Source organism: Streptomyces sp. NPDC001617 (assembly GCF_053596855.1).
The window spans coordinates 56,862-79,434 of record NZ_JBSFHA010000019.1; the positions used below are offsets into that span (position 1 = coordinate 56,862).

26 protein-coding genes and 1 tRNA gene are annotated in these 22,573 nt (G+C 69.8%); 16 read left to right on the top strand and 11 right to left on the bottom strand.

Going from position 1 to position 22,573, the window contains the following annotated elements:
• Nucleotides 1-3: 3 nt before the first annotated feature.
• Together ACWC09_RS17070 and ACWC09_RS17075 are read right to left on the bottom strand one after the other, a co-directional pair.
• Nucleotides 4-936, bottom strand: a complete 933-nt coding sequence (locus ACWC09_RS17070; RefSeq protein ID WP_450851397.1) for a bifunctional MaoC family dehydratase N-terminal/OB-fold nucleic acid binding domain-containing protein — start codon at nt 934-936, stop codon at nt 4-6.
• A gap of 265 nt (nt 937-1,201) precedes the next feature.
• Nucleotides 1,202-1,513 carry a hypothetical protein gene (locus tag ACWC09_RS17075; protein WP_450851330.1) on the bottom strand — a complete coding sequence of 104 codons (312 nt, stop codon included), beginning with the start codon at nt 1,511-1,513 and terminating at the stop codon, nt 1,202-1,204.
• 350 nt (nt 1,514-1,863) lie between these two features.
• Here ACWC09_RS17075 and ACWC09_RS17080 point away from each other — a divergent pair, with 350 nt between their 5' ends.
• Both ACWC09_RS17080 and ACWC09_RS17085 read left to right on the top strand, forming a co-directional pair.
• On the top strand, nt 1,864-2,733 hold the full coding sequence (locus tag ACWC09_RS17080; protein ID WP_450851331.1) for a bifunctional DNA primase/polymerase: 870 nt from the start codon (nt 1,864-1,866) through the stop codon (nt 2,731-2,733).
• 87 nt (nt 2,734-2,820) lie between these two features.
• Nucleotides 2,821-3,252: a hypothetical protein gene (locus tag ACWC09_RS17085; RefSeq protein ID WP_450851332.1), complete on the top strand. Its 432-nt coding sequence runs from the start codon at nt 2,821-2,823 to the stop codon at nt 3,250-3,252.
• Between the two features lie 508 nt (nt 3,253-3,760).
• Here ACWC09_RS17085 and ACWC09_RS17090 read toward each other — a convergent pair.
• Nucleotides 3,761-5,050 carry an ISAs1 family transposase gene (locus tag ACWC09_RS17090; protein WP_450851333.1) on the bottom strand — a complete coding sequence of 430 codons (1,290 nt, stop codon included), beginning with the start codon at nt 5,048-5,050 and terminating at the stop codon, nt 3,761-3,763.
• A 130-nt stretch (nt 5,051-5,180) separates the two neighbouring features.
• On the opposite strand from ACWC09_RS17090, the gene ACWC09_RS17095 reads away from it, so the two are divergent.
• Nucleotides 5,181-5,489, top strand: coding sequence for a hypothetical protein (locus ACWC09_RS17095; protein ID WP_450851334.1), 309 nt, complete (start codon nt 5,181-5,183; stop codon nt 5,487-5,489).
• A gap of 56 nt (nt 5,490-5,545) precedes the next feature.
• On the opposite strand, the gene ACWC09_RS17100 is transcribed toward ACWC09_RS17095, so the two are convergent.
• From ACWC09_RS17100 to ACWC09_RS17125, 6 genes are all read right to left on the bottom strand, one after another.
• Nucleotides 5,546-6,565 carry an NADPH:quinone reductase gene (locus ACWC09_RS17100; RefSeq protein ID WP_382179344.1) on the bottom strand — a complete coding sequence of 340 codons (1,020 nt, stop codon included), beginning with the start codon at nt 6,563-6,565 and terminating at the stop codon, nt 5,546-5,548.
• A gap of 25 nt (nt 6,566-6,590) precedes the next feature.
• Nucleotides 6,591-7,484 (bottom strand): aldo/keto reductase, encoded by an 894-nt coding sequence (locus tag ACWC09_RS17105; RefSeq protein ID WP_450851335.1) that lies wholly within the window; start codon nt 7,482-7,484, stop codon nt 6,591-6,593.
• On the bottom strand, nt 7,481-8,038 hold the full coding sequence (locus tag ACWC09_RS17110) for a TetR/AcrR family transcriptional regulator (RefSeq protein ID WP_450851336.1): 558 nt from the start codon (nt 8,036-8,038) through the stop codon (nt 7,481-7,483). The genes ACWC09_RS17105 and ACWC09_RS17110 overlap by 4 nt, the downstream gene beginning before the upstream one ends.
• Before the next feature lie 213 nt (nt 8,039-8,251).
• Nucleotides 8,252-8,722, bottom strand: a complete 471-nt coding sequence (locus ACWC09_RS17115; protein WP_450851337.1) for a hypothetical protein — start codon at nt 8,720-8,722, stop codon at nt 8,252-8,254.
• 354 nt (nt 8,723-9,076) lie between these two features.
• Nucleotides 9,077-9,646, bottom strand: a complete 570-nt coding sequence (locus ACWC09_RS17120) for a GNAT family N-acetyltransferase (RefSeq protein WP_450851338.1) — start codon at nt 9,644-9,646, stop codon at nt 9,077-9,079.
• The gene (locus ACWC09_RS17125; protein ID WP_450851339.1) at nt 9,643-10,410 is read right to left on the bottom strand and encodes a GntR family transcriptional regulator; all 768 of its coding nucleotides are present in this window, start codon (nt 10,408-10,410) and stop codon (nt 9,643-9,645) included. Before ACWC09_RS17125 ends, ACWC09_RS17120 begins: the two co-directional genes overlap by 4 nt.
• Nucleotides 10,411-10,878: 468 nt before the next feature.
• Here ACWC09_RS17125 and ACWC09_RS17130 point away from each other — a divergent pair, with 468 nt between their 5' ends.
• From ACWC09_RS17130 to ACWC09_RS17190, 13 genes are all read left to right on the top strand, one after another.
• Entirely contained in the window at nt 10,879-11,142 is a 264-nt protein-coding gene (locus ACWC09_RS17130; RefSeq protein WP_450851340.1) for a DUF6284 family protein, read from the top strand.
• Nucleotides 11,139-12,005, top strand: coding sequence for a protein spdB (locus ACWC09_RS17135; protein WP_450851341.1), 867 nt, complete (start codon nt 11,139-11,141; stop codon nt 12,003-12,005). Before ACWC09_RS17130 ends, ACWC09_RS17135 begins: the two co-directional genes overlap by 4 nt.
• Complete coding sequence (locus ACWC09_RS17140; protein WP_450851342.1) at nt 12,002-12,364, top strand: RRQRL motif-containing zinc-binding protein; 363 nt, start codon at nt 12,002-12,004, stop codon at nt 12,362-12,364. Before ACWC09_RS17135 ends, ACWC09_RS17140 begins: the two co-directional genes overlap by 4 nt.
• Before the next feature lie 2 nt (nt 12,365-12,366).
• Nucleotides 12,367-12,684 carry a hypothetical protein gene (locus ACWC09_RS17145; protein ID WP_450851343.1) on the top strand — a complete coding sequence of 106 codons (318 nt, stop codon included), beginning with the start codon at nt 12,367-12,369 and terminating at the stop codon, nt 12,682-12,684.
• Nucleotides 12,681-12,857, top strand: coding sequence for a pRL2-8 (locus ACWC09_RS17150; protein ID WP_450851398.1), 177 nt, complete (start codon nt 12,681-12,683; stop codon nt 12,855-12,857). The genes ACWC09_RS17145 and ACWC09_RS17150 overlap by 4 nt, the downstream gene beginning before the upstream one ends.
• Nucleotides 12,858-12,999: 142 nt before the next feature.
• Complete coding sequence (locus ACWC09_RS17155) at nt 13,000-15,132, top strand: FtsK/SpoIIIE domain-containing protein (RefSeq protein WP_450851344.1); 2,133 nt, start codon at nt 13,000-13,002, stop codon at nt 15,130-15,132.
• 204 nt (nt 15,133-15,336) lie between these two features.
• Nucleotides 15,337-15,804 carry a hypothetical protein gene (locus tag ACWC09_RS17160; protein WP_450851345.1) on the top strand — a complete coding sequence of 156 codons (468 nt, stop codon included), beginning with the start codon at nt 15,337-15,339 and terminating at the stop codon, nt 15,802-15,804.
• Nucleotides 15,805-15,825: 21 nt separating this feature from the next.
• Nucleotides 15,826-16,284, top strand: coding sequence for a hypothetical protein (locus ACWC09_RS17165; protein WP_450851346.1), 459 nt, complete (start codon nt 15,826-15,828; stop codon nt 16,282-16,284).
• An 88-nt stretch (nt 16,285-16,372) separates the two neighbouring features.
• A complete protein-coding gene (locus ACWC09_RS17170) occupies nt 16,373-17,278 on the top strand; it encodes a bifunctional DNA primase/polymerase (protein WP_450851347.1) in 906 nt (301 codons plus the stop codon).
• Complete coding sequence (locus ACWC09_RS17175; RefSeq protein WP_450851348.1) at nt 17,275-17,628, top strand: hypothetical protein; 354 nt, start codon at nt 17,275-17,277, stop codon at nt 17,626-17,628. Before ACWC09_RS17170 ends, ACWC09_RS17175 begins: the two co-directional genes overlap by 4 nt.
• Nucleotides 17,625-18,854 carry a DUF3631 domain-containing protein gene (locus tag ACWC09_RS17180; RefSeq protein ID WP_450851349.1) on the top strand — a complete coding sequence of 410 codons (1,230 nt, stop codon included), beginning with the start codon at nt 17,625-17,627 and terminating at the stop codon, nt 18,852-18,854. Before ACWC09_RS17175 ends, ACWC09_RS17180 begins: the two co-directional genes overlap by 4 nt.
• 163 nt (nt 18,855-19,017) lie before the next feature.
• On the top strand, nt 19,018-19,203 hold the full coding sequence (locus tag ACWC09_RS17185; RefSeq protein WP_450851350.1) for a helix-turn-helix transcriptional regulator: 186 nt from the start codon (nt 19,018-19,020) through the stop codon (nt 19,201-19,203).
• A gap of 58 nt (nt 19,204-19,261) precedes the next feature.
• Nucleotides 19,262-20,638, top strand: a complete 1,377-nt coding sequence (locus ACWC09_RS17190) for a tyrosine-type recombinase/integrase (RefSeq protein WP_450851351.1) — start codon at nt 19,262-19,264, stop codon at nt 20,636-20,638.
• Between the two features lie 136 nt (nt 20,639-20,774).
• On the opposite strand, the gene ACWC09_RS17195 is transcribed toward ACWC09_RS17190, so the two are convergent.
• A tRNA-Ser gene (locus ACWC09_RS17195) sits at nt 20,775-20,861 on the bottom strand.
• Nucleotides 20,862-20,971: 110 nt separating this feature from the next.
• The gene (locus ACWC09_RS17200; protein WP_450851352.1) at nt 20,972-22,462 is read right to left on the bottom strand and encodes a S1C family serine protease; all 1,491 of its coding nucleotides are present in this window, start codon (nt 22,460-22,462) and stop codon (nt 20,972-20,974) included.
• Nucleotides 22,463-22,573 lie beyond the last annotated feature (111 nt).

Genomic DNA, 22,573 nt, shown 5'->3' on the forward strand with positions numbered 1-22,573 from the left:
TCCTCATACGGCCTCCTCCAGGGCGCGGAACACGGGCAGCACCAACTCGTCGTAGGACCGGAATTCGAGACGGACGGGCAGGCCTATGCGCACCTTGTCGTAGGGCAGCCCGATGACATTGCTGATGATCCGTATGCCCTCGGCCAGTTCGATGAGCGCGACCGCGTAAGGCCCCGCCGCGTCCGCGGCCTGATCGGATGCTGTGAAGGCCGGGAAGGGCGGGTGGTGCATGACGACGTACGAGTAGACGGTGCCCTCGCCCCTCGCCTCGACCGTGTCCCAGTCGGGGGAGCCGCAGCTGTTGCAGCCGGGCAGCCAGGGGAATCGGAGGGTCGCGCAGTCGGTGCAGCGCTGGACGAGGAGGCGGCGCTGCTCGACTCCCTCCCAGAAGCCGGCGTTGTCCCTGTTGACCACCGGGCGGGGCCGCTTCGGCCTCGGGGGCTGTTTCCGTGGTGCCGGGGCGTACTTGAGGATGCGGAAGCGGTGGGTGCCGGCGAGTTCCTGACCGACCCGAATGTCCGTGCGCGTCGTGACGAAGTACCCGGTGCCCAGCTTGGTCGTCTTGCGCTCCGACACCGACTCGATCAGCGTGTCGAACGTGACCTCGTCGCCCGGCCTCAGCGCTCTGACGTACTCCTGCTCGCAGTCCGTGGCGACGACCGAGGTGCAGCCCGCGTCGTCGAGCAGGGTGAGCAACTCGTCGTAGGCCGCGCTGCGTCCCTCGTGGCCCGAGAGGCCGCCCATGGTCCACGCCTGAAGCATGGTCGGTGGAGCGATGGCGTCCGGGCCCTCGTAGGCCGGACCGGTGTCGCCCATGGCCTCGCACCAGTGCCGGATCATGGGCAGGTTGACGGGGTCCTTGCCCCGGCCGGCAACGGCGGCGGGCCGGCCCTCGTAGGTCTTCAGCCGTGCGCCCAGCTCGTCGATCGCCCTCAGCTTCTCGGTCACCCTCGCCCCCTCGTCCCGCGCCGCATTGCATGGACACTTCTGGTACACCGCAGCCGCCCGTCGGGTTCCCACCATCTCGACGAGAGTTTCTGACTGTCCGTCAGATCCGATGCACTGTCAAGACGGGTTCCGCATAAGCGAAAACGCCTGTGCGACGGCGCCGAAGCACCGCCGCACAGGCGCGTCGCACCCCCACAGCACTCCGCCCCCCGGGCCCGGGACTCCCGAACCACCAGGAGTCAGGGCCGCCGGATCACCACAGGTGGCCGAAGCGGATGGCGACGTTCTTGTTGCCCTGCTGGATGGCCGTGAACGCGGAGCCGTTGACCTGCGCGGTGTTGCTCTGGTTCGAGGCGCCGGAGCCGACGGCGTTCTGCTGCGTGGTGGACGAGTTGCCGTAGTTGTCGTGGCCGACACCGCTGCCGACGACGCTCGCGACACCCGCGTTCGATCCGTCGTCCGCGAGGGCGCCGTTGTCCGCCGCCGCGACACCGGTGAACAGGGCGGCTGCGAGCGGGAGGGCGGAGACGGCGGCGATGACGCGGGCGGTACGGATGCTTGCCATGTTTCTTCCTCCAGAACCCGGCTTCTTTGCCGGAAGTACGTCAAGTAAGGCTGTTACCAGGGCAGTTGGCCGACCGCCTCGGTGTTTGTACACGACGTCGCGAGAACAGGGTTGCCCACCGAATCCCCCGCGAACCACCCCGGAAGCAGTCATTCCCACTCAAGTGCTACGACAAGTCGATAAACCCCTTTCGCTACCTCTAACCCGCAAGTAAGAACAGAAGCTGCGACTCGGACTCGTGCCGCATAAGAGACGAATCGTTCCTGCACAATTCCAGCCAATCCCTCCGACCCGGCGCGTCGCGCATGACTCCTCTTCCTTTTTTCGAACGTACGTACGAACATGGAGGCATGGCCACCACCGACCGGCAGGCCACGACGCTGGCCCTCGCACACGCCCTGTCCGCCGCCGAGCGCGGACTGGCCGTCATCCCCCTGTCCCGGACGAAACTCCCGGCCCTGCGCTCCCCCCACCGCGACGACCCGGACCCCCACCGCTGCCACGGCGAGTGCGGCCGCCTCGGCCACGGGGTGTACGACGCCTCGACCGACCCGGCACGCATCCGCGAACTGTTCGCCGCCGCGCCCTGGGCCACCGGCTACGGCATCGCCTGCGGGCTGCCGCCCCACCACCTGATCGGCATCGACCTGGACACCAAGACCGGCACGGACTCCTCGGCCGCCCTGCGCGAACTGGCCCTGCGCCACCTGTTCACCATCCCCGAGACGGTCGTCGTCCTCACCCCCAGCGGCGGCCGCCACCTCTGGCTGACCGGCCCGTCGGACAACGCGGTCCCCAACTCGGCCGGCCGCCTGGCCCCCGGCATCGACATCCGAGGCGCCGGCGGCTACCTGGTCGGCCCCGGCTCCCGCACCGACCACGGGGTCTACTCGACGGCCCCCGGCACGGCCCACCTCACCCCCGCGGCCTGCCCCCCGGCCCTCCTGCGCCTCCTGCTCCCGCCCCCGCGCCCCACGCACCCCGCGACCCATCCCTCGGCCGGCGACCACGGCCAGGGCCTCGTCCAGTTCGTCCTCGCCGCCCACGAGGGCCAGCGCAACACGCGCCTGTTCTGGGCCGCCTGCCGCGCCTACGAGAACGGCATCGGCCCCGCCCTGGTCGCCCCCTTGATCGACGCGGCCCTCAACACCGGCCTGTCCGAACGCGAGGCGCGGGCGACCATCGCGTCGGCGGCGCGGATGACGGGGCATCGGCCCTGAGTTCCAAGAGCACCGCCGCACCCGGAAATACAGCTGCACCCAGAAATACAAAGGAACCTGATGCACCACCGCCCCAGAGTGCGGACCATGTCGCTGAGCCGCGTGGTCCTCACCTCCGGCCGCGCCGTCGACCTCGCCGGGCTGCAACTGTCGTCGACGTACGGCGGAATGCTCGAGGGCTACCCGTGCAAACCGGTCAACGACATGGTCATCAGGGACCTGTTGGGCATCGCCGAACGCACCTTCCCCACGGCGCCGGTCCACCTCGTGCCGCCACCGCGTGAGTATCCGGACCAGTACGCCGGCGCGTTCGGCCCGGTCGAGGTGCTGCCGACGGTGGCCTGCATCGGCAGTTTCCGCTCCACTGCCCTCGATCCGAAGCACGATCCGGTGTCGTACCGCTCGACGCTCACGGTGATCTGGTTCCAGTCGACGCCTCATGTGCCGTACGAATGCGATGCGGAGACAGGGGTGCGGGAGGTGGACTGGGCGGGGCTGGCGCGGGACTACGAGCTCTGACTCGTCTTCGGGACCACGAGCTTCGACCCATCGTCTCGACACGCCAGGCGATCATCCCGGTGGCGCCGGGCTCGGCCGTCACGTCGGGACGAACGCCGGCGGCCTTCGGTGTGAAGCGCTCCCGGACCGGTACGCCGTCGCAGGACACGCGCTTCCTGGCGGCCGTACTCGCCGGGACGAACCCGATGTCGACGGTCCCGCTGCCCGCGCAGGCCACGGTGAGGCGGTAGGCGGTACCCCGGGTGAGATCCGGATCGTCGTGCACACCGCCCGACACCCGCTCCGGTCCGGACGTCGGAGCCGAGTCTCCGACGGCCGCGCCGAGGCCGGCCCAGGCTGCCGCCCCGAGCTTCCTCTCCTGCTGAGCCGAGGCGCCGGCCCGGGTCGGGGGCGCCTTGGGCGCCCTACCGGAGTCGGCGTGGTTTCCCGAACTGCACGCGGTGAGAAGCACCGCCGATACGAGGGTGCAGCCGAGGAAGCCGATACGGGAGTGGTGTGTCGCCTTGCCCTACAAGAGACCCGGGACGCCGGAAAAGATCCGGCGCCCCGGGTCAACAGGCCCTACGTCACTTCCGCGGAGGCGGTGGGATTTGAACCCACGGTGACATCGCTGCCACGACGGTTTCCAAGACCGACAAGTGATCGCGGGAGGCACCTTCTCTGACCTGCACGCTAAGCGGTCGCACTCGTAGGAGGCGTGCCGGATGCCGGCTGCGATGGTGCGGTGTCCGGCGCCGCGGAGCGCGTTGATCGCCAGGTTGCGCAGGGTCGACATGTTCTCGGGACCGTGACCAGTGTGGATCTTCGAGGCATCCTCGGCGAAGGCGGTGTCACGGACGAAGTGGAGCCGGTTCTCGATGGTCCACTGCGACCTGGCCAGCCGGCCCAGGCGCTGGGGCGATGCCTGATGCGAGGTCAGGTCCGTGATCGCGTACACGGTCTGGCGGCTGACGGCACCGGTCGTGAGGTCGGTGCGGTAGCGCAGGATGCGTACAGCCTGGTCAGCGTAGGGGAAGTCCAGGCCGAGATCGGTCACCGTGAGGGCCCTGGTCACCCGGGTCTCCCGGCGGCCGTGGCCGATCTCGCGGTCGTAGCGGCGTGCGGTGACGTCCTCCCACGGCAGCGACCGTAGCCGGCGGTGGAGTTCGGGCTGGTTGGCCTTGACCACCAGCAGGTAATGGGCCTTCTTCTCCTCGACCAGGAAGCGCGCGTGGGCGCGCTGGGTGTGCAGGGCGTCGGCGGTGACGGTAACCCCGGTCAGGTCGAAGGGCACCAGTAGCACGGCAAAGCAGGTGATTTCGTTGGTCTTGTCGGGGACCCGTAGCTGGGTGACAGTACGGCCGTCGCCGGTCATCGCGGCCAGCAGGTGGGCGGCGGGCGTGTTGTTGTGCCGGGAGCCGCGGGCGGCCTTGCCGTCGACGGCCACCGAGTCCGATCCCGCTGGATCGGCGCCGGTCAGGTCGGCCAGGCCGCCGGGGCAGACCAGGCCGATAACCCGCCGGATCGTGGCGGCACTCGGAGCGACGCGCACGCCCAACACCCCCACCACCCGAGCGCCCAGGCGGGACAGAGTGTGCTGCGGAGCGTTCGCGGACCACTGGCCGATGGCCGCATACGAACGCGCGCCGGCGACCACCGCCGAGGCGGCAACCAGCAGCACCGCCACGAACGGGTGACGCACCCCTCGACGCCGACGCGGATCCGGCAGCACCCGCAACCGCTCCACCAGCGACAAACCCGCCACGCCTTCCACAGCGGGCGACTTGATCAGGCAGACGGTGGCAGACTGGCGACACATCGAAGCTCCGGTGGTGCGAGGCGACTTGGGAAGGTCACCCCGTTCAACCGGAGCTTCGATGCGTTCGTGACGGCCCGGCCCGTACTCCTCGCACCGCCGCGACCTGCGGACTCACACGATCACCGGGACTTTGCAATGCACCTGCCAGCGCAAGGCCGACGAGCTCGACCGCGGCCTGGACGCCGAGCTCACCGCCATGGACCCGCTGTGGTGCCTGGCCCCCGACTGGAACCGCTCCTACCGCCGGACGCTCGGCTACCTCGCCGCCGGCGGCACCGTCACCGGCCCCGTCAACCGCACCGGCCTGGGCGACGACCCGTCCTTCCGGCCCGGCGCGTGGCTGCGCAAGCAGGCGAAGGCCCGCACCGAAGGGAAGCTGACCGAGCAACAGACCGCGCTCCTGGACGCACTTCACGCTGCCGAGGCCGCCGCCGGCTGACAGCGCCGGTCCCGGGCGGGATCTGCCGTCACGGCGAGGTGGGGCGCACTGTGGCGTCAGGACGTGATGTCCACCAGGACCTTGCCGACTGTGCCGCTCTCCACCGCGCGGTGCGCGTCGGCGGTGCGGTGGAGCGGAAAGCGGGTCAGTGGCAGGCCGTGTTCCTCGCCGACCGGCAGGGCGCCGTCGCGGACCGCGGCGGCGATGTCCTCGGCGGCCGCGGCGCGCGCCTGCGGACCGGCCGTGTAGAGCACCAGGAACTGGAGGCGCGTGTTGAGCACCATGTTGTGCCGCACGTCCAGTTCGACCGGCTTGCCGCCGTCGTTGGCGTAGGTCGCGATCGTGCCGCGCGCCCGCAGCACGGCCAGGTCCAGTGCGATGTTCGCGCCGAGCGCCACTTCGGCGACGATGTCGACGCCGTCCGGGGCGATCCTGCGGATCTCGGCGGCCGGATCCCCCTCTCGATAGTTGACCACGTGGTGGGCGCCGGCGGCGGTGGCCAGTCGGGCCTTCTCCGGTCCGCTGACCGTGCTGATCACGGTCGCGCCGGCCCAGCGGGCGAGCTGGATCACGGCGTGCCCGACCGCCCCGGCCCCGCCGGCGGCGAGCACGACCGTGCCGTCCAGCGCCCCCGGCCGCAGGCGGCGCGGGCCGTCCTCGGCGACGGTGAGCGCGCGGTGCGCGGTCAGCGCGGGGACGCCGAGTGCGGCGCCGACGTCGAAGCCGGCCTCGTCGGGCAGCGGCACGGCCCGCTCGGCCGGTACGACGGTGAACTCGGCGGCGGTGCCGGTGGGCCGCCCGGCGGCAGCCATGAACAGCCAGACCCGCTGGCCGACCCGGCTCCGGTCGACTCCCTCACCGACGGCGTCGATCACGCCGGCGCCGTCCAGGTGCGGGGTGACCTCGGAGAACTGCTTGGTATGGGCGGGGCCGGAGCGGGCCTGCCAGTCGGTCGGGTTGATCCCGGACACGGCGACCCGGACGCGGACCTCGCCGGGGCCGGGCACGGGCAGGTCGCGGTCGACGAGCCGAAGAACGTCGGGGCCGCCGTTGTCGCGGTAGACGATGGCTTTCATGATTCCGTCCTGGTCGGGGGGCTGGTCAGCCGATGGGGACTTCGGCGGAGCGGGACTCAATGGCGTCGAGGGTGGCCAGGGTGGCGGCGTCGAGAGTGATCCCGCCAGCGGCCGTGTTGGCCTCGAGGTGAGCGGGGTTGGCGGTGCCGGGGATGAGCAGCACGTTGGGGGCGCGGTGCAGTAGCCAGGCGAGGCCGACCTGGGAGGGTGTGACGCCCAGGGATTCGGCCACGGCGTGCACCGCCGGGTCGTCGGTCGCCTTGGGCAGGCCCGGGAAGGACCCGCCGAGTGGGAAGAACGGCACCCAGGCGATGCCCTGGGCCGCGCACAGCCGCAGCAGGTCCTCGTCGTCGCGGGAGACGAGGCTGTAGGCGTTCTGCACGCAGGCGATGCCCGCCGGCAGGGCGCGGCGAAGGCCGTCGAGGGTGACGCAGCTAAGGCCGATCGCGCCGATCTTGCCCTCGTCGCGCAGGGTGGTCATCACTTCGAGCTGGTCGTCGAGGTCGACCACCTGGTCGCCGTCGGGGCGCAGGCCGGGGCCGGAGTCGAGCCGGCGGAGGTTGACCACAGGGAGCCGGTCGACGCCGAGGCTGCGCAGGTTGTCCTCGACGCTGGCGCGAAGCTGTTCGGGGCGCTGCGCGAGACGCAGTGGCAGAGGCCCGCCCGGGTCGGGGTCGGCCCCTACCTTCGTGACGACCAGGACGCCGTCCTCGTGGCGCAGCGCCTCGCGGATGACCTGGTTCGCGAACCCGAAGCCGTAGAACTGGGCGGTGTCCACGTGGTCGACGCCCAGCGAGACCGCGCGGCGCAGCAGGGCGACGGCCTCGCTGCGGCTGTGGTGCAGGCGTTCGAGTTGCAGGGCGCCGTAGCCGACCCGGAAAACGGTGCGGCCTGCGAACGGAGCGGTCAGGGTGGTCATGGCGCGGTCTCCTCGGCCGGTGACTGCAGGGCGGTGTACAGCAGTTGGGCCAGGTAGAGGCTCTGCACCCGGTGGGCGATCGGGGTGGCGCGCTCCTGGGCCTCGGCCGGCTGGAGGTGTTCGACCTTGACCAGCCAGGCGGTGACGCTGTCGTGCACCATCGCGCGCATCCGGTCGATCGTGTCGACGACGATGTCGTGGATGGCCGGGTTGTTGGTCGCCTCGCCCCAGGTCTGCACGCCGACCCGGGCTTCGACCGGGTCGATGCCGGCGATCAGGCGGGTGAGCAGTTCGTCGGGGTCGGGCGGGGTGTCGCTCCCGGCGTACTCGCCGAGGACCTCCGCGCGTTTGGCGAGCACCGCGTGGGCGGAGGCCTGAACCAGCTCGGCCTTGTTGCGGTAGTGGGCGTAGATCGATCCTGTCGACAGGCCGGACTCGGCCGTGATGTCGGCGATCGAGGTCCGCTCCAGGCCGTTGCGGCTGAAGCAGCGTACGGCGGCCTCGGTGATCTGGGCGCGCCGGAGTTCCTTACGTGCGTCGGTGAGTCGAGGCACCGCGCCTCCTACAAAAAGAATCATGGTTCTGCTTGTTGACCCTCACCATACAGAACCGCTGTTCCGTTTGCCGCGCGGGCGGATGTGGCGGGGATCATGTTTCGGAGAAGACCTGCGGCCCGGCCCGGGCGTCTAGGAGGCGTGAGATCAGTCAGGGCAGCGCTGCACAAACTGGACGAGGAACGCCTCCTCCAGCTGGGAAGGTCACCCCGTTCAACCGGAGCTTCGATGCGTTCGTGACGGCCCGGCCCGTACTCCTCGCACCGCCGCGACCTGCGGACTCACGCGATCACCGGGACTTTGAAATGCCCCTGCCACAGGACGCCCGGAGACAGCAGTGTCGGCAAGGCGGCGCACGTATCGGCTGTGCAGCAAGCGGGAGGCAGCGCTCCTGTGCAGTGCCATTTGAGCGATCCGGGCAGTGGGCAGATCGAGCGGGAGGACGGCAAGCCAGTCCGGCCCGGCATCGACTGGGATGCGCGGGCTGATCGGCAGCAGGTCGGTGTGGGCCTTGGCGAGCAGGTCCTGGTGGCCCATCTTGCGTTGCTTGGCCACCCGTACGGCGGTGTCGAGCATGGTCATGGCTTCGTCGAAGGTGCCGGCGCACGCCCATGGCGCGGGCGATCCGGATGACTTCGAGGATCTTCTCCGCGAGCTTGCATCCTCAAGGGTGGTCAGCAGCACTCAAACGATCTGATCGCGCGGGCTCTGGACGAGAGGGATGAGTCCTGACCCTGGCCCACAGATGGCCCATACGCACTGGTCAAACCCGGGATACGGGCGAGTCGAGGTGAGACAGGGTGAACGCAGAAGGGGTGCCTCTCCGGAGAGGGGCACCCCTTCTGATCTGCAACGCTTATGACCTGCGCGGAGGCGGTGGGATTTGAACCCACGGTGACATCGCTGCCACGACGGTTTTCAAGACCATCCGGTTTTTCTCCGCCAGACAGCGTCTGAACTGCGTCTATGAGTTGCTGTGTGCCGCCGGACTCACCATCTTGGCCGGAGGATGGCCGCGAGGCTCGCTGGCGGGCCGACTCAGGCAGCAGATGAGAGCCGGACCGGATCCGGCGTCCGGTCCGTGAATCCGTGGTCTGCCGATCGTGCTGGTCGCTGCGCAAGCCACCCGGAAACCCGGGGACCGCCGTTGACCGCAGCGCCTTCCCGGACCGTACGAATGTGCGTGAAGCCCTGTTCGAGGTAGTACCGCTGGAGATCGTCATTCGTCGTCCACGCGTCCAGCCGAATCCACCGCGCCCCCGCCCGTTGTGCCCGGTCACCCGCCCAATCAAGAAGCCGACCACCAAGGTTCTGCCCGGCGTACTCGCGAGTGACAGTGAGCTTGTTGATGAACATCGACGGTTCGGCAAGTTCCTCATCCGTCCAGAGGCCGTCTTCGGCATCCGGAGTGAGCGTGATGGTGCCGGCGGTTGTGTGCCCGTCGCGAAGCATGAACACAGTGCCAGCTTCGATCGTGGCTAGCAGCTTGTCAGCGGGGTACGGCCGACTCCACTGATCGGAGCCAAGACCGCGTAGCCAAGTCGCAGCCTCCTCGCGGAAGGCCAACAGCTTGGCTACGTCGTGGGGCTCAGCAAGACTGATGATCACGTGTTCTCGCTCCGGGCGCCAAGCTCGCCGATCTCGTAGTTCATCCGGTTCAGGTCGCCCCGGAAGGTCGTGATGGTGCACCGGATCGGACGGTCAGCCGAGTAGCCGGTTCGCGTCCAGAGCATCACCGGTACGCCTGCTCCAATCTCCAGCAACCGCGCCTCCTCCGGGGTCGGCATCCGCGCGGCGATTTCGTCGAAGTACCCGACCTGCTCAATGCCTTGAGCCGCCAGGTACCGCGTCGTGCCCTCTTCGATGTCTCCAGGCTCAGCCAGTCGCGGTGATGCGTCGACCAGCCACGACGGATAGTAGGTCGCTTGGGTGGACCACGGGACGTCGTCCACATAGCGATGACAAAACCGCAATACCGCCTTCGTACCTGTCGTGATGTGCAGGCGCTGGGCGATCTCCTCCGGCGCCGGCAGCATCTCAACCCGGAACGTCTGGTGCGGCCGTCGACCCGCGTTGGTTACGTCGGTGTTGTACGAGTCCCCGTTCTGCGGGAAGTTCAGATTTTCGAACCGGGACGCGTTGAGCTCGAACACCTCGTGAGACTTGACCTCGTAGCCAAGTCCTTGGCTGGACGTCAGCAGTCCCTCACTGACCAGCAGACTCAGCCCGTTGCGGACGGTGTTTCGGGACGCGTCGAACCGCTGCTGCAGGTCGTTCTCGGACGGCAGCCGCGACCCCGGCGGGAACGTGCCGTTGCCGATCTCGCGGCGCAGGACATCGGCGACTTGCCGGTACTTCGGCTGCTTGTTCATGCCCTCATCATGACGCACTCGCGCAACTTGTTGGTACATGTAGGCCAACCCCCTTGACGACGCACTGTCCGTAGGTGCAGCATCACTGCATCAGCTTGTACCAACAAGCTGAACAGGTGGTGCAACACCTGCAAGTATGCCCGCCTGTGCAGACAGCGCCCGGAGGAAAGCCCCCAGGGGTGAGTACGAAGGAAGCGCCCGTTGGTTGAGAACTGAACAGAGTGTCAAAGCAAGACCACCGCCCCATCGCCGTGCGCGAGAGGGCGGGCGCATACGGGTGCGTCCCGTATGCGGTCAGCAACGACCGATCCCGCAGCGGTTCTGCGGGCCGGTTGCCTCCGCTGCACGTCTCGCACGTGCAGCGCTGAGGGGAGCCGGATGTTCCGACTTCAACGGCGCGCGGCCCCGGAGGTGCAACTCCGGGGCCGCTGTTCGGGCCGTTTCACCTGCTAGGGAGACCACGACCCAATGGACCACATCGTCACTGTTCAGACTGCTGTTACCGCGTTCGCCGACTGGATCGAGCCGACGGCTGCGGAGCTGGACGCGATCGAGCGGGAGATGCCCGTCATCCTGGCGGACGTCGACCTTCTCGATGCGCAGATCATCACCCTCGACCGCACCCCGAGTGAGCTGGACGCGCGGCGCATCCGCCGGGCTCACCGCCGCGTATTGACCGAACGTCGGGAGCTGGCCAACCGCACCGCCGGCGTGACCGGAGGTGCGGCATGAACGCCCGTAACGGCAAGACCGTGCTTCCCGCCGTCGCGATGACGGCCGTGTCCATGGTGCTCACCCTGGCCGTGGTCGTGATGTGGCTCGGTACGTCCGTGCCGTGGCCCGTCGCGCTGGTCGTGGGTCTGGGCATCGACGGGGGTTGGCTGGCCACCCTCGCCTACGAGCGGCGCCTTGCCGCCCAGGGTGACCACAACCGCATCGTGACCGCCGTCGGCTGGTCGTTCGGGCTGGTCGCCTCCGGCGTCCTGGTCGCCCACGCGCTCACCGCCGAGCAGGCGGCCGGCGCGTGGCTGGCCGTCGCGTGGCTGCCGATCGCCGCGAAAGCGCTGTGGCTGGTGCACGGGCTGTGGGAGCGCACCGCGCTCACCCCGCTCGCGCTGGACGCGATCCGGGGCATCCAGCAAGAGGCCCGCGATGAGGCGGCCGTGGCCCGCGCCCGACTGCGGGCGGACGCCACCACCGAGGAGACTCGACTCGCCGCCGTGACGGGCGCCGGGGCACGCGTCGCCCGCGTCCAGGCCAAGACCTCCAAGACCCTCGCTCGGGCCTGGTCGACGCTGGAGAGCGCGCGGCAGGGCGAGGACACCGGCAGGGCGCTGACCAGCGTGACGAACCGCGTCACACCCGACGTCACACCCCGCTGGGAACTGCCCGTGTGGGGCCCCGTTCAGCCAGTTGCGGCGCTGGACGCGTCCCCCGCACTCACCGACGAGGCGCTCGACCTGCTGGTCGACGAGATCCGCCACAGCCAGACCCCGGCCCTGTCGTACCGCGAGATGGCCACCCGCTTCCGGCAGGCCGGCCACTCCGCGTCCGAGGTCCGCCTCCGGGCCGCATGGAAGCGCGTGGTGGCATGAGCGTCAGGTTCTGGGACCCGGACGGCGCCAAGTACGGCATCCCGACCTACCCCCTCCACATGGCCCCCGACGGGTTGGCCACGCGTCGCCAGTTGAGGGCACAGGGCTTGCGTCCGGGCGGTCAGGAGGTGGCCGTACAGGTGATGTGGCGCCACCCGCGCGGCCTCGCCGTGGCCTACCTGTACCGCGTCGACCTGGCCAAGCCCGTCCGGCCGATGACGCCGGCCCGGTGGCGGGCGCACGAGGCGATGATGCGCCCCCGCCGGATCTGCCCCGCCTGCCGGCGTGACGTCGGCTACGTCATCCGCACGTCCATCGGCACGTGCGAACCCTGCGACACAGCCCAAGGAGGGTCCTGACCATGGGTAAGCCCAACACCCGTCGCCTGGACAAGGAGATCCAGCGGACGGAACGCAAGATCGAAGCGGTGCAGAACGAGGAGATGTGGCCGCTCAACAGTGCCGAGCGGCGCAAGGTCATGGGCGCCCTGGTCGGCGGCTCCTACCGGACGCTGCGAAGCAAGGATGCCGGACGCGCGGAACGCGCGCTGGAGCAGGCCTGGAACACGGTGCAGATCCGGCTGACCGCCGAACTGGCCGCGTTGCAGACCGAGAAGCAGCGGGTCATCACGGAGGCCGCCAACGCGAAGGCGGCCAAGAAGTCCTCGGGGTGGTGGTGACCGTGGCGGTCAAGGAGGCGCCTCCGGGTGAGTGCCCGCAGTGCTGGCAGCACGCCCACGACCGCAGCATTCACCGGCGCCTGAAGCCCCGCGAGGACTGCTCGCAGTGCGTCGACCACCTGAACAACGGTCACCCCACCCTCGTGCCCAAGAAGCCGTCCCGCTGGTGGTGAGCGCGCCCACCAGCTGCGCCGGCGCCTGACCCGCGACCCGCACGCCTCGATGCCGGGGCGGCCGTCCCTGCCACGGACCCGGCCACCCCGGCACCCTTCCTCAACTCCCGCCCTACTCGGGGCAGTCAGGAGCTTTCTCAGCATGTCCGAGAACGTCGTCCACCTGCACAAGAACCCCCAACCCGCCCCCGACGCCGACGGAGCCGAGTCGGGAAGCGTGACCACGCTGACCGTGGTCCCCGAACCGGCCCCCGACGCACCGGTCCCGCTGTGGGTGCGCTCCGGCCGCGCCCTCGCGACCGCCGTCACCCACGAGAACACCAAGACGGCCGTGCGTGCGGTTGCCCGGCACGGCCTGTACACGTTCAACGGGGGCCGGATCGTGGCCCGCCGCACCTGGGACGCGCGCACCCCGGCCCGCTACGAGCGCATGCAGCGCGCCGCCGAAGCCGCGGGCAACTACGAGATCGCCGCCGAGTGGGAAGAGCGCGGTCAGCGCTTCCGCGAGGCACGCCACCGCCGCCGCATGGACCTGCTCCACTCCCCGCTCGATGCCGCCAAGGGCATCGGGGTCGGCGTCGGCACGGGCGTCGCCGGCCTGCTCGCCCTCGGCATCGTCATGGCCATCAACAGCCACGACGTGACCGACGTGATCACCCCGATCACGGCGGTCATCGACTTCATCGCCACCCTGATCCGGATCGTCCAGATCGTCTGGCCCTACGCGATGGTGCTCGGGCCGCTGTGCGCCCTGCTCGCGCTGTGGGCGGTCGGCAGCAAGCAGCAGGCCGCCCCCCAATGGGCGCTTCCCGCAGGCGTCCGCAACGGCGAGGGCGAGCCGATCACCCCGTCCATCGTCGTCAAAGCCCTGCGCGACCTGGGCGTACCGGCCCTGCGCAACGCCATCAAGGAAATGGGCGACGCCGGCGCATCCATGCTCGGTCCGATCACCATCGCCGGGTGCGGGGTCGAGGTCGACGTCACGCTCCCGTCCGGGGTCTCCACGAACGAGGTGCAGCAGCGACGCCGCAAGCTGGCCGAGAACCTCACCCGGCACGAGCACGAGGTGTTCATCACCATCCCGCAAGCGGCCCGCACGGTCCGGCTGTGGGTCGCCGACTCCGGCGCGCTGGACGAGCCGATCGGCCCGTCCCCGCTGGTCACCGACGAGACCATGACCGCCGACTACAAGAGCGGCAAGGCGCCGTGGGGGCAGGACCTGCGGGGAGACGCGGCGGCGCTGAGCCTGTATCAGCGCCACCTGCTCATCACCGGCCTGTCGAACCAGGGCAAGACGGTCGCGCTGCGTTCCCTCGCGCTGTGGCTGGCCCTCGACAAGTCGGTCAGGTTCCTGATGGGCGACCTCAAGGGCGTCGGGGACTGGGCCATGTTCGACGGTCTCGCCGACACCCTCATCCAGGGTCCGACGGATGAGCACGTCATCCAGGTGACCGAGATGGTCGAGGCTGCGGTGGACGAGATGAACCGCCGTATCCAGGCCCCGCCCGGAACCGTGTTCCCGCCGCTGATCGTGCTGGTCGACGAGGCGCAGGTGGCGTTCATGTGCCCGGCCAAGGACGACGACAAGCGGCCGTATGGCGGCTCGAAAGCCAACTCCCGGTACTTCATGGCCGTCCGCAAGATCCACAACCAGGGCCGTGCGGTCAACGTGCTGATGTGGCAGGGCACCCAGGACCCCACCAACGAGAACCTCCCCAAGCTGGTCCGCGAGGGCGCGCACACCCGGGCCTCGCTCGCCCTGGGCACCGAGTCCCAGGCCCGCATGGCGCTCGGCGACAAGGCGGTCGACGGCGGCGCCGCCCCCAACCTCCTGCGCCCCGGCCTGGATCAGGGAACCCTGGTCCTCGCGTCCTCCGGCATCGACATTCCGGCCGGACAGTCGTCCATCACAGTCCGGACGCACTACATCGACGACGACGCGGCCGAAGCGATCACGGAGCGCGCGAAGGCGCTGCGGGACGGGGTGACCACCCTGCACGCCATCGACAAGGGCCCCGAGCGCGACCCGCTCGCGGACATCGCGTCCGTGGTCGGCGACGCAACGAGGGTGCGCACCCAGGACGTCCTCAAGCGGCTCGCGGCGCTGAACGCGGACGCGTACGGCAAGTGGTCGTTCCTCGACCTCAAGCGCGTCCTCGACGGCACCGGGGCGGAGCCGTACAAGTCCGACGGGGTCATGGTCGTGGGCCGCGACCGCCTCGCCCGCGCCCTCGCCGACCGCGACGGCGAGGGTTCCGCTTCCGCCGACGGATGACAGGGAGCAGACACCCGGCGGGTCAGGGAGGCAGGGAGAACTCCCTCACCCCCTCCCTGACCCGCCTCACTGGCTCTGACCTGCACGAATGATCGTTCAGGGAGGCAGGGAGGCACCCCAGGTCAACCCGCCGAAACCCCCTCCACGGCACTCCCGGAAGGGGGTGTCCCCGCCTCCCTGACCCGACGTTGGAAGGGATTCCGCATGTACCCCGAGCCCGCCCACCACACGCCCCGCGAGGGGGCCGTGGAAGTCCACCAGCCCACCCCGATACAGCCCGCCATCGTGACGCCGGCGCCGCTGGTTCCCGTCCAGCCGGGCACCCTGCCGACCGTGGCGAGCATCGTCCTGCCCGACGGCCGCGTCGTCACCGGCTACTCGCTCACCCCCATGCAGCCGGACCCGGTCGTCTCGGTGAAACCGCCCGTCTCCCGCGCGGCGGTCAACGTCGCCCTGGGGGGCGTCGGGTTCCTCGCGGTGTGCGGCGGACTGCTCCTGCTCACCACCTTCATCACCGCCCTGACCGCGTTGATCACCCAGCTCATCACCCTCGCCGCCGTCTGCTTCGGCGGGTTCGTCGCCGTGCAGATCCTCAAGCCCCACGAGGCCAAGGGCGGCAACACCTTCCACATCCGCAAAGCGACCTTCAAGCGCAACCACTTCAACGGCTGACCAGCCAGAGCAGGAGAGCCCGTGTTCGAGATCCGCGTCATCTGCGACCCCACCGAAACCGAGCCGATCGTCGCCGCCCTCGACCGCACATTCACGGTCGGCACCGTGACCGTCTACCCCACCCGTGACCGCAAGCGAAACCGTCTCTACGCCCGCGCCGACCACCAGCCCGCCACCCCCGAGCCCGCCGAGGACTGGCCCACCCCCGAGCAGGCCTACGCTAACGCCCCCGACCCACGCCAGGAGTTCGACTGGCTCATGGCACAGGCACACGCCGGCAAGCGCAACCGTGAATGGTGGCTGCGCCGCGCGGCCGCCGTCGACCGCAGGTCCGCCCAGCTCCCGCCCGGCGGTCGCTACCGCGACGAACACGCCCTGGAGCTGGCCCACTTCCTCATGGAACTGGACGGCGTGGAGACCATCTGCGACCCGCGCGCCTACGTCCGCCAGCAATACGCCCGCTGGGCCGCACAGCACTAGCTACGCCAAGGGCGACCCCCCATTCCGCCAAGAACTCGGGGTCGCCCTTGTCCAGCCAGAACCCGTCAAGGAACTGGAGACATCCAGCATGACCCAAGACCCTCGGTCCGCGCTGCTACGCGCCGCCCTGGACGCCGCCGAACGCGGCTGGCACGTCTTCCCCCTCCGCCCTGGCACCAAGCGGCCCGCCCTGCACGGAGAGGCCGCCTGCACCCTCACTGGCGAGTGCGCGAACGGGCACCTGAAGTGGGAGCAGCGCGCCACCACCGACCCCGACCGCATTCAAGCCGCCTGGTCCCGGGCGCCGTTCAACGTTGGCATCGCCACCGGACCCTCCGGCCTGCTCGTTGTCGACCTCGACATGCCCAAGGACAAAGGCAGTTCGGACACGCCTGACGGCGCGGCAACCTTCGGGGCGCTCTGCGAGCGCGCCGGACACGCCGTCCCCGACACCTACCGGGTGCGGACCGCGAGCGGCGGACAGCACCTGTACTTCACCGCCCCGGACGGCGTGCGGCTGTCCAACACGGCAGGAACCGTGGGGAAGTTGGTCGACACCCGGGCATGGGGCGGGTACGTGGTCGCGGCGGGCAGCATCACCCCCGCCGGAGCCTACGAAGCCCTGTGCGGCCCTGAGACGGCTCCCCTGCCCTCGTGGCTGCAAAGCATCCTCGAACCGGCCCCCAGGGCGTCTCAGGCGCCTTCAGGGGTTGTAGCGGGGCAATCACGCCGATATGCGGATGTAGCGCTCAACAGCGAGACGTGGAACGTGACCACGGCCCAACCCGGGGCGCGGGAAGGGGCGTTGTTCCGCGCGGCGCGCGCCCTGGGGCGGTTCGTCGCGTGGGGCGACCTCCCGAGGAGTGTGGTTGAGCAGGCTCTTCAGGAGGCGGGAGAGGGGGCCGGACTGTCCGCGTCCGAGTGCCGCTCCACCCTCCGCAGCGCCCTCAACTGGTCCATCGCCCACAACTCCGTACGCCGGGATGCGGCATGAGCGCCCCGCCCCGCCCCCGCCTGAAGAGCATCGCCGCCACCCCGGACGGCCCGTCGGCCGCTCCACAGCCTGTGGACACCACGGCCGTGGGCGCACCGAAGGTCGCCGCCGAAGGCGTCCGCACTGCTCTTCGCCCTGACCCGCACACGAGCGACGGCCGGTACATCGTCGCCATGCTCCAGGTCAGCGCCCCGTACCAGGCCACCCCGACCGCGACGTCCCAGTGCCTATGCGGCCGACACCGCACCGCCGTCGGCGAACGCCAGGTGCTCGCCCTCATCGCCGACCACACCGCCCACCGCGACGCCTGCCCGCTCCGCACCCCCCAGGAAGGAAGTGCCGCCGCATGACCCCCACCATCAACGGAGCCGCGTTGCTGGACGAGGTGGAAGCCTTCCACCGCCGCTTCAACATCTTCCCCACCGAAGCCGCATACGTCGCCGTCGCTCTGTGGGACGCGCACGCCCACCTCATCGACTGTTTCGAGACCACACCCCGAATCGCGTTCCTCTCCCCGGAGCCGGGGTCGGGCAAGTCGCGCGCGCTGGAGATCGTGGAACTCCTCACACCCCGCCCGGTCGCGACGGTGTCCGCGTCCGCCAACGCCCTGTACCGGCTGGTCGACTCCGCCGAGGGTCTGCCTACCGTGCTGTTCGACGAGGTAGACACGATCTTCGGGCCCAAGGCCGGCGCCGATGAGGCCCTGCGTGGCTTCCTGAACGCCGGCTACCGACGCATCGGCGGCGCCCTGCGCTGCGTCGGTGAGGGCTCGAACCAGAATGCGCAGGTCTTCAACTCCTACTGTGCAGTGGCCATGGCAGGACTCGGCTCGCTGCCCGACACCGTGCTGACACGCTCGGTCATCGTCCGGATGCGCAAGCGCGCCCCGAACGAGAAGGTCGAGCCCTACCGTCAGCGCACCCACGAGAAGCAGGGACACGCTCTACGCGAGCGGCTCGCCAAGTGGGCCGATACCGTCCGCGACCAGGTCGCCGAAGCTTGGCCCGCAATGCCTGACGGAGTCTCCGACCGACCCGCTGACGTGTGGGAGCCCCTGCTCGCCGTCGCGGACGCGGTCGGGGTCGACTGGCCCACCCGGGCCCGCGCCGCCTGCCTGGAGTTGATCCGCGCGGCCCACGACAACGATGAGGCCTCCCTCGGGGTCCGGTTGCTGACCGACCTGCGCGACAAGGTGTTCTGCGGCATCGACCGGATGCCGACGGCCGCGATCATCGAGTGCCTGCTTCGCATGGACGAGAGTCCATGGGGCGACCTGGACGACAAGCCGATCAATGCCCGCAGCCTCGCCCGCATGCTCGGTCAGTACGTCACCCCGGGCAACAAGCCGATCAAGCCGCGCGGCATCCGCACCCCGTCCGGGTTCCCCAAGGGGTACTACGCGGAAGACCTGACGGACGCCTGGACGCGGTACTGCCCTCCACCCCCCGCAGAATCCGCCACGTCCGCCACGTCCGCCACACCGCAGGTCAGCGGGGGTGAATCCGTGGCGGATACCGCCACGGTCATCCGCCACACGGCTGCGGAAACCGCCACACAGCCCACCCTCACCGGCTGACCGAACCGGCTCGCTCAGTGCCGCCGCACTCCGCCGGGTGTGGCGGCACCTATCCGCCACACAACCGCTATCCGCCACACGATCAAGGCTCTGACCTGCGATGTGGCGGCGTGGCGGACGTGGCGGATCTCCCGCAGGAAAGAAGACAGAAGGGGTCACAGCCTTGGCTGGCACCGAGAAGCTCGAACTCCGCGAAGTCCTCAAAGAGATCAAGATGAGTCGCGCCGCGTTCTACCGCATGCGCGCCCGTGGCAAGGCTCCCAAGCTCATCAAACTGCCCAACGGCCAGCTCCGTTGCCGACGCAGTGACCTGGATGCCTGGTGGGCGAAACACGAGATGAGCGCCTGAACGTCCGCCGCCGAGGGACCCCGCTACACAGCGGGGTCCCTCTTTCATGAGGAGACCAATGCACAGCTATGACGTGCGCGTCTGGAACATCCGCAAGCGCCCCAGTAAGGCCGCCCCGTTCCAACTTCGCTGGCAAGTGGACGGGACGGAGCATCAGGAGAAGTTCGCAACCAAGACACTCGCGGACGCCCGCCGGGCAGAGTTACTGACCGCGACCCGCAAAGGTGAACCGTTCGACACAGAGACAGGCCTCCCCGTGTCGGAAGTGCGCGAGCGGAACCGTACGAGCTGGTACACCCACGCTCGTGCGCACGCCGCGCGGAAGTGGCCGACTGCGGCGGCAAAGCACCGGGCGAGCATCGCGGAAAGCCTCACCATCGCCACCATGGCCCTGTGCCCGGCCGGCAAGGGACGCCCCGAAGACAACCTCTTGCGCCGTTCCCTCTACCAGTGGGCCTTCAACGCCGGCCGCCACGATCACGAGGTACCGGAAGCGGAGGCCAAGGCGCTGGAGTGGGTGGCACGGAACGCTCCCGCCGTGGTCGACCTCGACAGCGCAAAGCGCATGCGCACGGTGCTGGAACACCTGGCCAAGCGCCAGGACGGGAAGTCCGCCGCCGCGAACACGTTCAGGCGGCGCCGTGCGGTGCTAAGCAACTGCCTGCGCCTGGCCGTCGAAAACGAGTTGCTGCCCGGCAACCCCCTGCTCCGGGTGCACTGGGAGACGCCCAAGGCAGTGGAGGAACTGGACGTACGGAGCGTCGCCACGCCGGCACAGGCACGGGCGCTGCTGGATGCGGTCCGTGCGCAGGGGCCGCGCGGTGCTCATCTGGTCGCGTTCTTCGCGTGCATCTACTACGCCGCGATGCGCCCGGAAGAGGTGTCCATGCTGAGCGCTGACCAGTGCGAACTACCCAAGGAGGGATGGGGTCGGCTCATGCTCGCCGGCGCCCGACCGCAGGTTGGCTCGGCATGGACGGATGACGGCAAGCCGTACGAGGAACGGCAGCTTAAACACCGGGCACGCCGCGCGGTCCGGCCCGTGCCGATTCCGCCCGTTCTGGTCGCCATACTGCGGACACACCTCGAAGCATTCGGGACCACGTCGGAAGGTCGGCTGTTCAGCGCGGTACGCGGCGGTCCGGTCCGGTCGCAGGAGTACGGCGCCGTGTGGAAGGAAGCCCGTCGCAAAGCGCTTACCCCGGCGCAGGTGGCCTCTCCGCTGGCAGCTATCCCGTACGACCTGCGGCACGCCTGTGTGTCGTTCTGGCTCCGCTCCGGGGTGAGCCTCGCCGAGACCGCCCGACGGGCGGGGCAGAGCGTCGCCGTTCTCCAGCGCTACTACGCCAAGGTGCTGGACGGCGAGGAAGCCAAGATGAACGCGCTGATCGAGCAGGGGTTGGCGGAGCACGAGGGGGACGCCGAGGGCGCGTGAATCCTGGCCGCAGGTTGGCCGCACGCACTGGTCAGAGGTGGGATACCGCCGGATCAGGGTGAGACAGGGTGCATGCAGAAGGGGTGCCGCTCCGGAGAGTGGCACCCCTTCTGACCTGCAAGCTTCTGACCTGCGGCGGAGGCGGTGGGATTTGAACCCACGGTGACATCGCTGCCACGACGGTTTTCAAGACCGTTCCCTTAGGCCGCTCGGGCACGCCTCCCCGCGTCGTCGGTGATCGACGGCGCGGGGACAAGGGTAACGGGTCGGCACGCGCGCGTGTGGGTCAGTTGTCGCTGAACCGGGGAGGTACGCGCGCGTGGGTGCGGGGGGTCAGCTGTCGCCGACTCGGGAGCCGAGGGTGAGCTCGACCGTGTGGGTCTTGCCGCCGCGTTCGTAGGTGATCGTGACCTTGTCGCCGGGCTTGTGGGTCCAGATCTCGCCGATCAGGGTGGGGCCGGAGTCGATCACGTTGTCGTCGAGCTTGGTGATGACGTCGCCGGGCTTGAGGCCGGCCTTCGCGGCGGGGCCGCCGGACTCGACCGCCGAGGCGCCGCCGGAGCCCTGTTCGGTGATCTTCGCGCCGCCCGTGGAGTCCTCCAGGGAGACGGAGGCGCCGATCTTCGCGTAGACCGGCTTGCCGGTCTTGATCAGCTGCTGGGCGACATACTTGGCCTGGTTGATCGGGATGGCGAAGCCGAGGCCGATCGAGCCGGACTGGCTGGTGCCGCCCAGGCCGCCGCTGCTGGTGGACTGGATCGCCGAGTTGATGCCGATCACGTTGCCCTGGGCGTCGAGGAGGGGGCCTCCCGAGTTGCCCGGGTTGATCGAGGCGTCCGTCTGGAGGGCGCTCATGTAGGACGCGTTGGAGCCGCTGCCGTCGCTGGAGGCCACAGGGCGGTTCTTGGCGCTGATGATGCCCGTCGTGACGGTGTTGGACAGACCGAAGGGGGCGCCGATCGCGATCGTGGAGTCGCCCACCGCCACCTTGTCGGAGTCCCCGAGGGTCAGGGGCTTGAGGTCGGACGGGGGGTTCTTGAGCTTGATGACCGCGACGTCGTAGCCCTGCGCGTGGCCGACGACCTCGGCGTCGTACTTCTTGCCGTTCGGGAAGGTGGCCGTCAGCTTGCCGCCGTTGAGGGCGTCCGCGACGACGTGGTTGTTGGTGACGATGTGGCCCTGGGTGTCGAACACGAACCCGGTGCCGGTGCCGCCCTCGCCGCTGTTCGACTCGGCCTCGATGGTGACCGTGCTGGGCAGCGCCTGCGCGGCCACGCCCGCGACCGTGCCCGCGTCGCGCTTGACGGCGCCGCCGCTGGTGGACGACGAGACCGTGGTGGAGCCGGAGTTGTCGTCGTTGTTCTTGGCCAGCGTGTAGCCGAGACCGCCGCCCAGGCCGCCGGCGACCAGCGCGGCCACCAGGATCGCGGCGACGAGGCCGCCGCGGCCGGACTTGGGCTTGGGCGCGGGCTGCTCGTAGGAGGAGCCCCAGCCTCCGCCGCCACCGGCGCCGCCGTCGGCGTACGAGGGGGTCGCGGGCGGCGGGGGCGGCCAGGAGGCGTCCGGGGCCGAACCGCCGGGGCCCTGGTGAGCGCCGCCCTGGTGGGCGCCGCCGGATTCCGCCGACGCGTACGCGGGCGCGTAGCCGTTGTGCAGCACGTCCTGCTCCGGCGCGCCGGGGGCGCTCGGAGGCACCGGCGGGAGCGGGGCCGTACGGTCGCTCCCCTCGGAGGCGGCGGGTGCCGAGGGAGCGGGAGCGTCCACCGGCACGGGGGGTGCAGACGGGGCCGGGGGTACCGCGGTGCCCTCGTTCTCGGTGCTCACAGCTTCTCTCCTCGATCCACGGCTGTTGTTCTCGGTCGCACTCGGTCACGCCCGTTCACGATTGTCGACGGTCCGGCGCGCTGCAGCTGTGCATGTCCTTTTGTATGCCGA

Excerpts from the sequence above, each read along its gene's own strand:
- ACWC09_RS17075 (WP_450851330.1), bottom strand. The coding sequence starts at position 1,513 with ATGGCAAGCATCCGTACCGCCCGCGTCATCGCCGCCGTCTCCGCCCTC.
- ACWC09_RS17080 (WP_450851331.1), top strand. The coding sequence starts at position 1,864 with ATGGCCACCACCGACCGGCAGGCCACGACGCTGGCCCTCGCACACGCC.
- ACWC09_RS17085 (WP_450851332.1), top strand. The coding sequence starts at position 2,821 with ATGTCGCTGAGCCGCGTGGTCCTCACCTCCGGCCGCGCCGTCGACCTC.
- ACWC09_RS17090 (WP_450851333.1), bottom strand. The coding sequence starts at position 5,050 with ATGTGTCGCCAGTCTGCCACCGTCTGCCTGATCAAGTCGCCCGCTGTG.
- ACWC09_RS17100 (WP_382179344.1), bottom strand. The coding sequence starts at position 6,565 with ATGAAAGCCATCGTCTACCGCGACAACGGCGGCCCCGACGTTCTTCGG.
- ACWC09_RS17105 (WP_450851335.1), bottom strand. The coding sequence starts at position 7,484 with ATGACCACCCTGACCGCTCCGTTCGCAGGCCGCACCGTTTTCCGGGTC.
- ACWC09_RS17125 (WP_450851339.1), bottom strand. The coding sequence starts at position 10,410 with ATGAACAAGCAGCCGAAGTACCGGCAAGTCGCCGATGTCCTGCGCCGC.
- ACWC09_RS17130 (WP_450851340.1), top strand. The coding sequence starts at position 10,879 with ATGGACCACATCGTCACTGTTCAGACTGCTGTTACCGCGTTCGCCGAC.
- ACWC09_RS17135 (WP_450851341.1), top strand. The coding sequence starts at position 11,139 with ATGAACGCCCGTAACGGCAAGACCGTGCTTCCCGCCGTCGCGATGACG.
- ACWC09_RS17140 (WP_450851342.1), top strand. The coding sequence starts at position 12,002 with ATGAGCGTCAGGTTCTGGGACCCGGACGGCGCCAAGTACGGCATCCCG.
- ACWC09_RS17145 (WP_450851343.1), top strand. The coding sequence starts at position 12,367 with ATGGGTAAGCCCAACACCCGTCGCCTGGACAAGGAGATCCAGCGGACG.
- ACWC09_RS17155 (WP_450851344.1), top strand. The coding sequence starts at position 13,000 with ATGTCCGAGAACGTCGTCCACCTGCACAAGAACCCCCAACCCGCCCCC.
- ACWC09_RS17160 (WP_450851345.1), top strand. The coding sequence starts at position 15,337 with ATGTACCCCGAGCCCGCCCACCACACGCCCCGCGAGGGGGCCGTGGAA.
- ACWC09_RS17170 (WP_450851347.1), top strand. The coding sequence starts at position 16,373 with ATGACCCAAGACCCTCGGTCCGCGCTGCTACGCGCCGCCCTGGACGCC.
- ACWC09_RS17175 (WP_450851348.1), top strand. The coding sequence starts at position 17,275 with ATGAGCGCCCCGCCCCGCCCCCGCCTGAAGAGCATCGCCGCCACCCCG.
- ACWC09_RS17180 (WP_450851349.1), top strand. The coding sequence starts at position 17,625 with ATGACCCCCACCATCAACGGAGCCGCGTTGCTGGACGAGGTGGAAGCC.
- ACWC09_RS17190 (WP_450851351.1), top strand. The coding sequence starts at position 19,262 with ATGCACAGCTATGACGTGCGCGTCTGGAACATCCGCAAGCGCCCCAGT.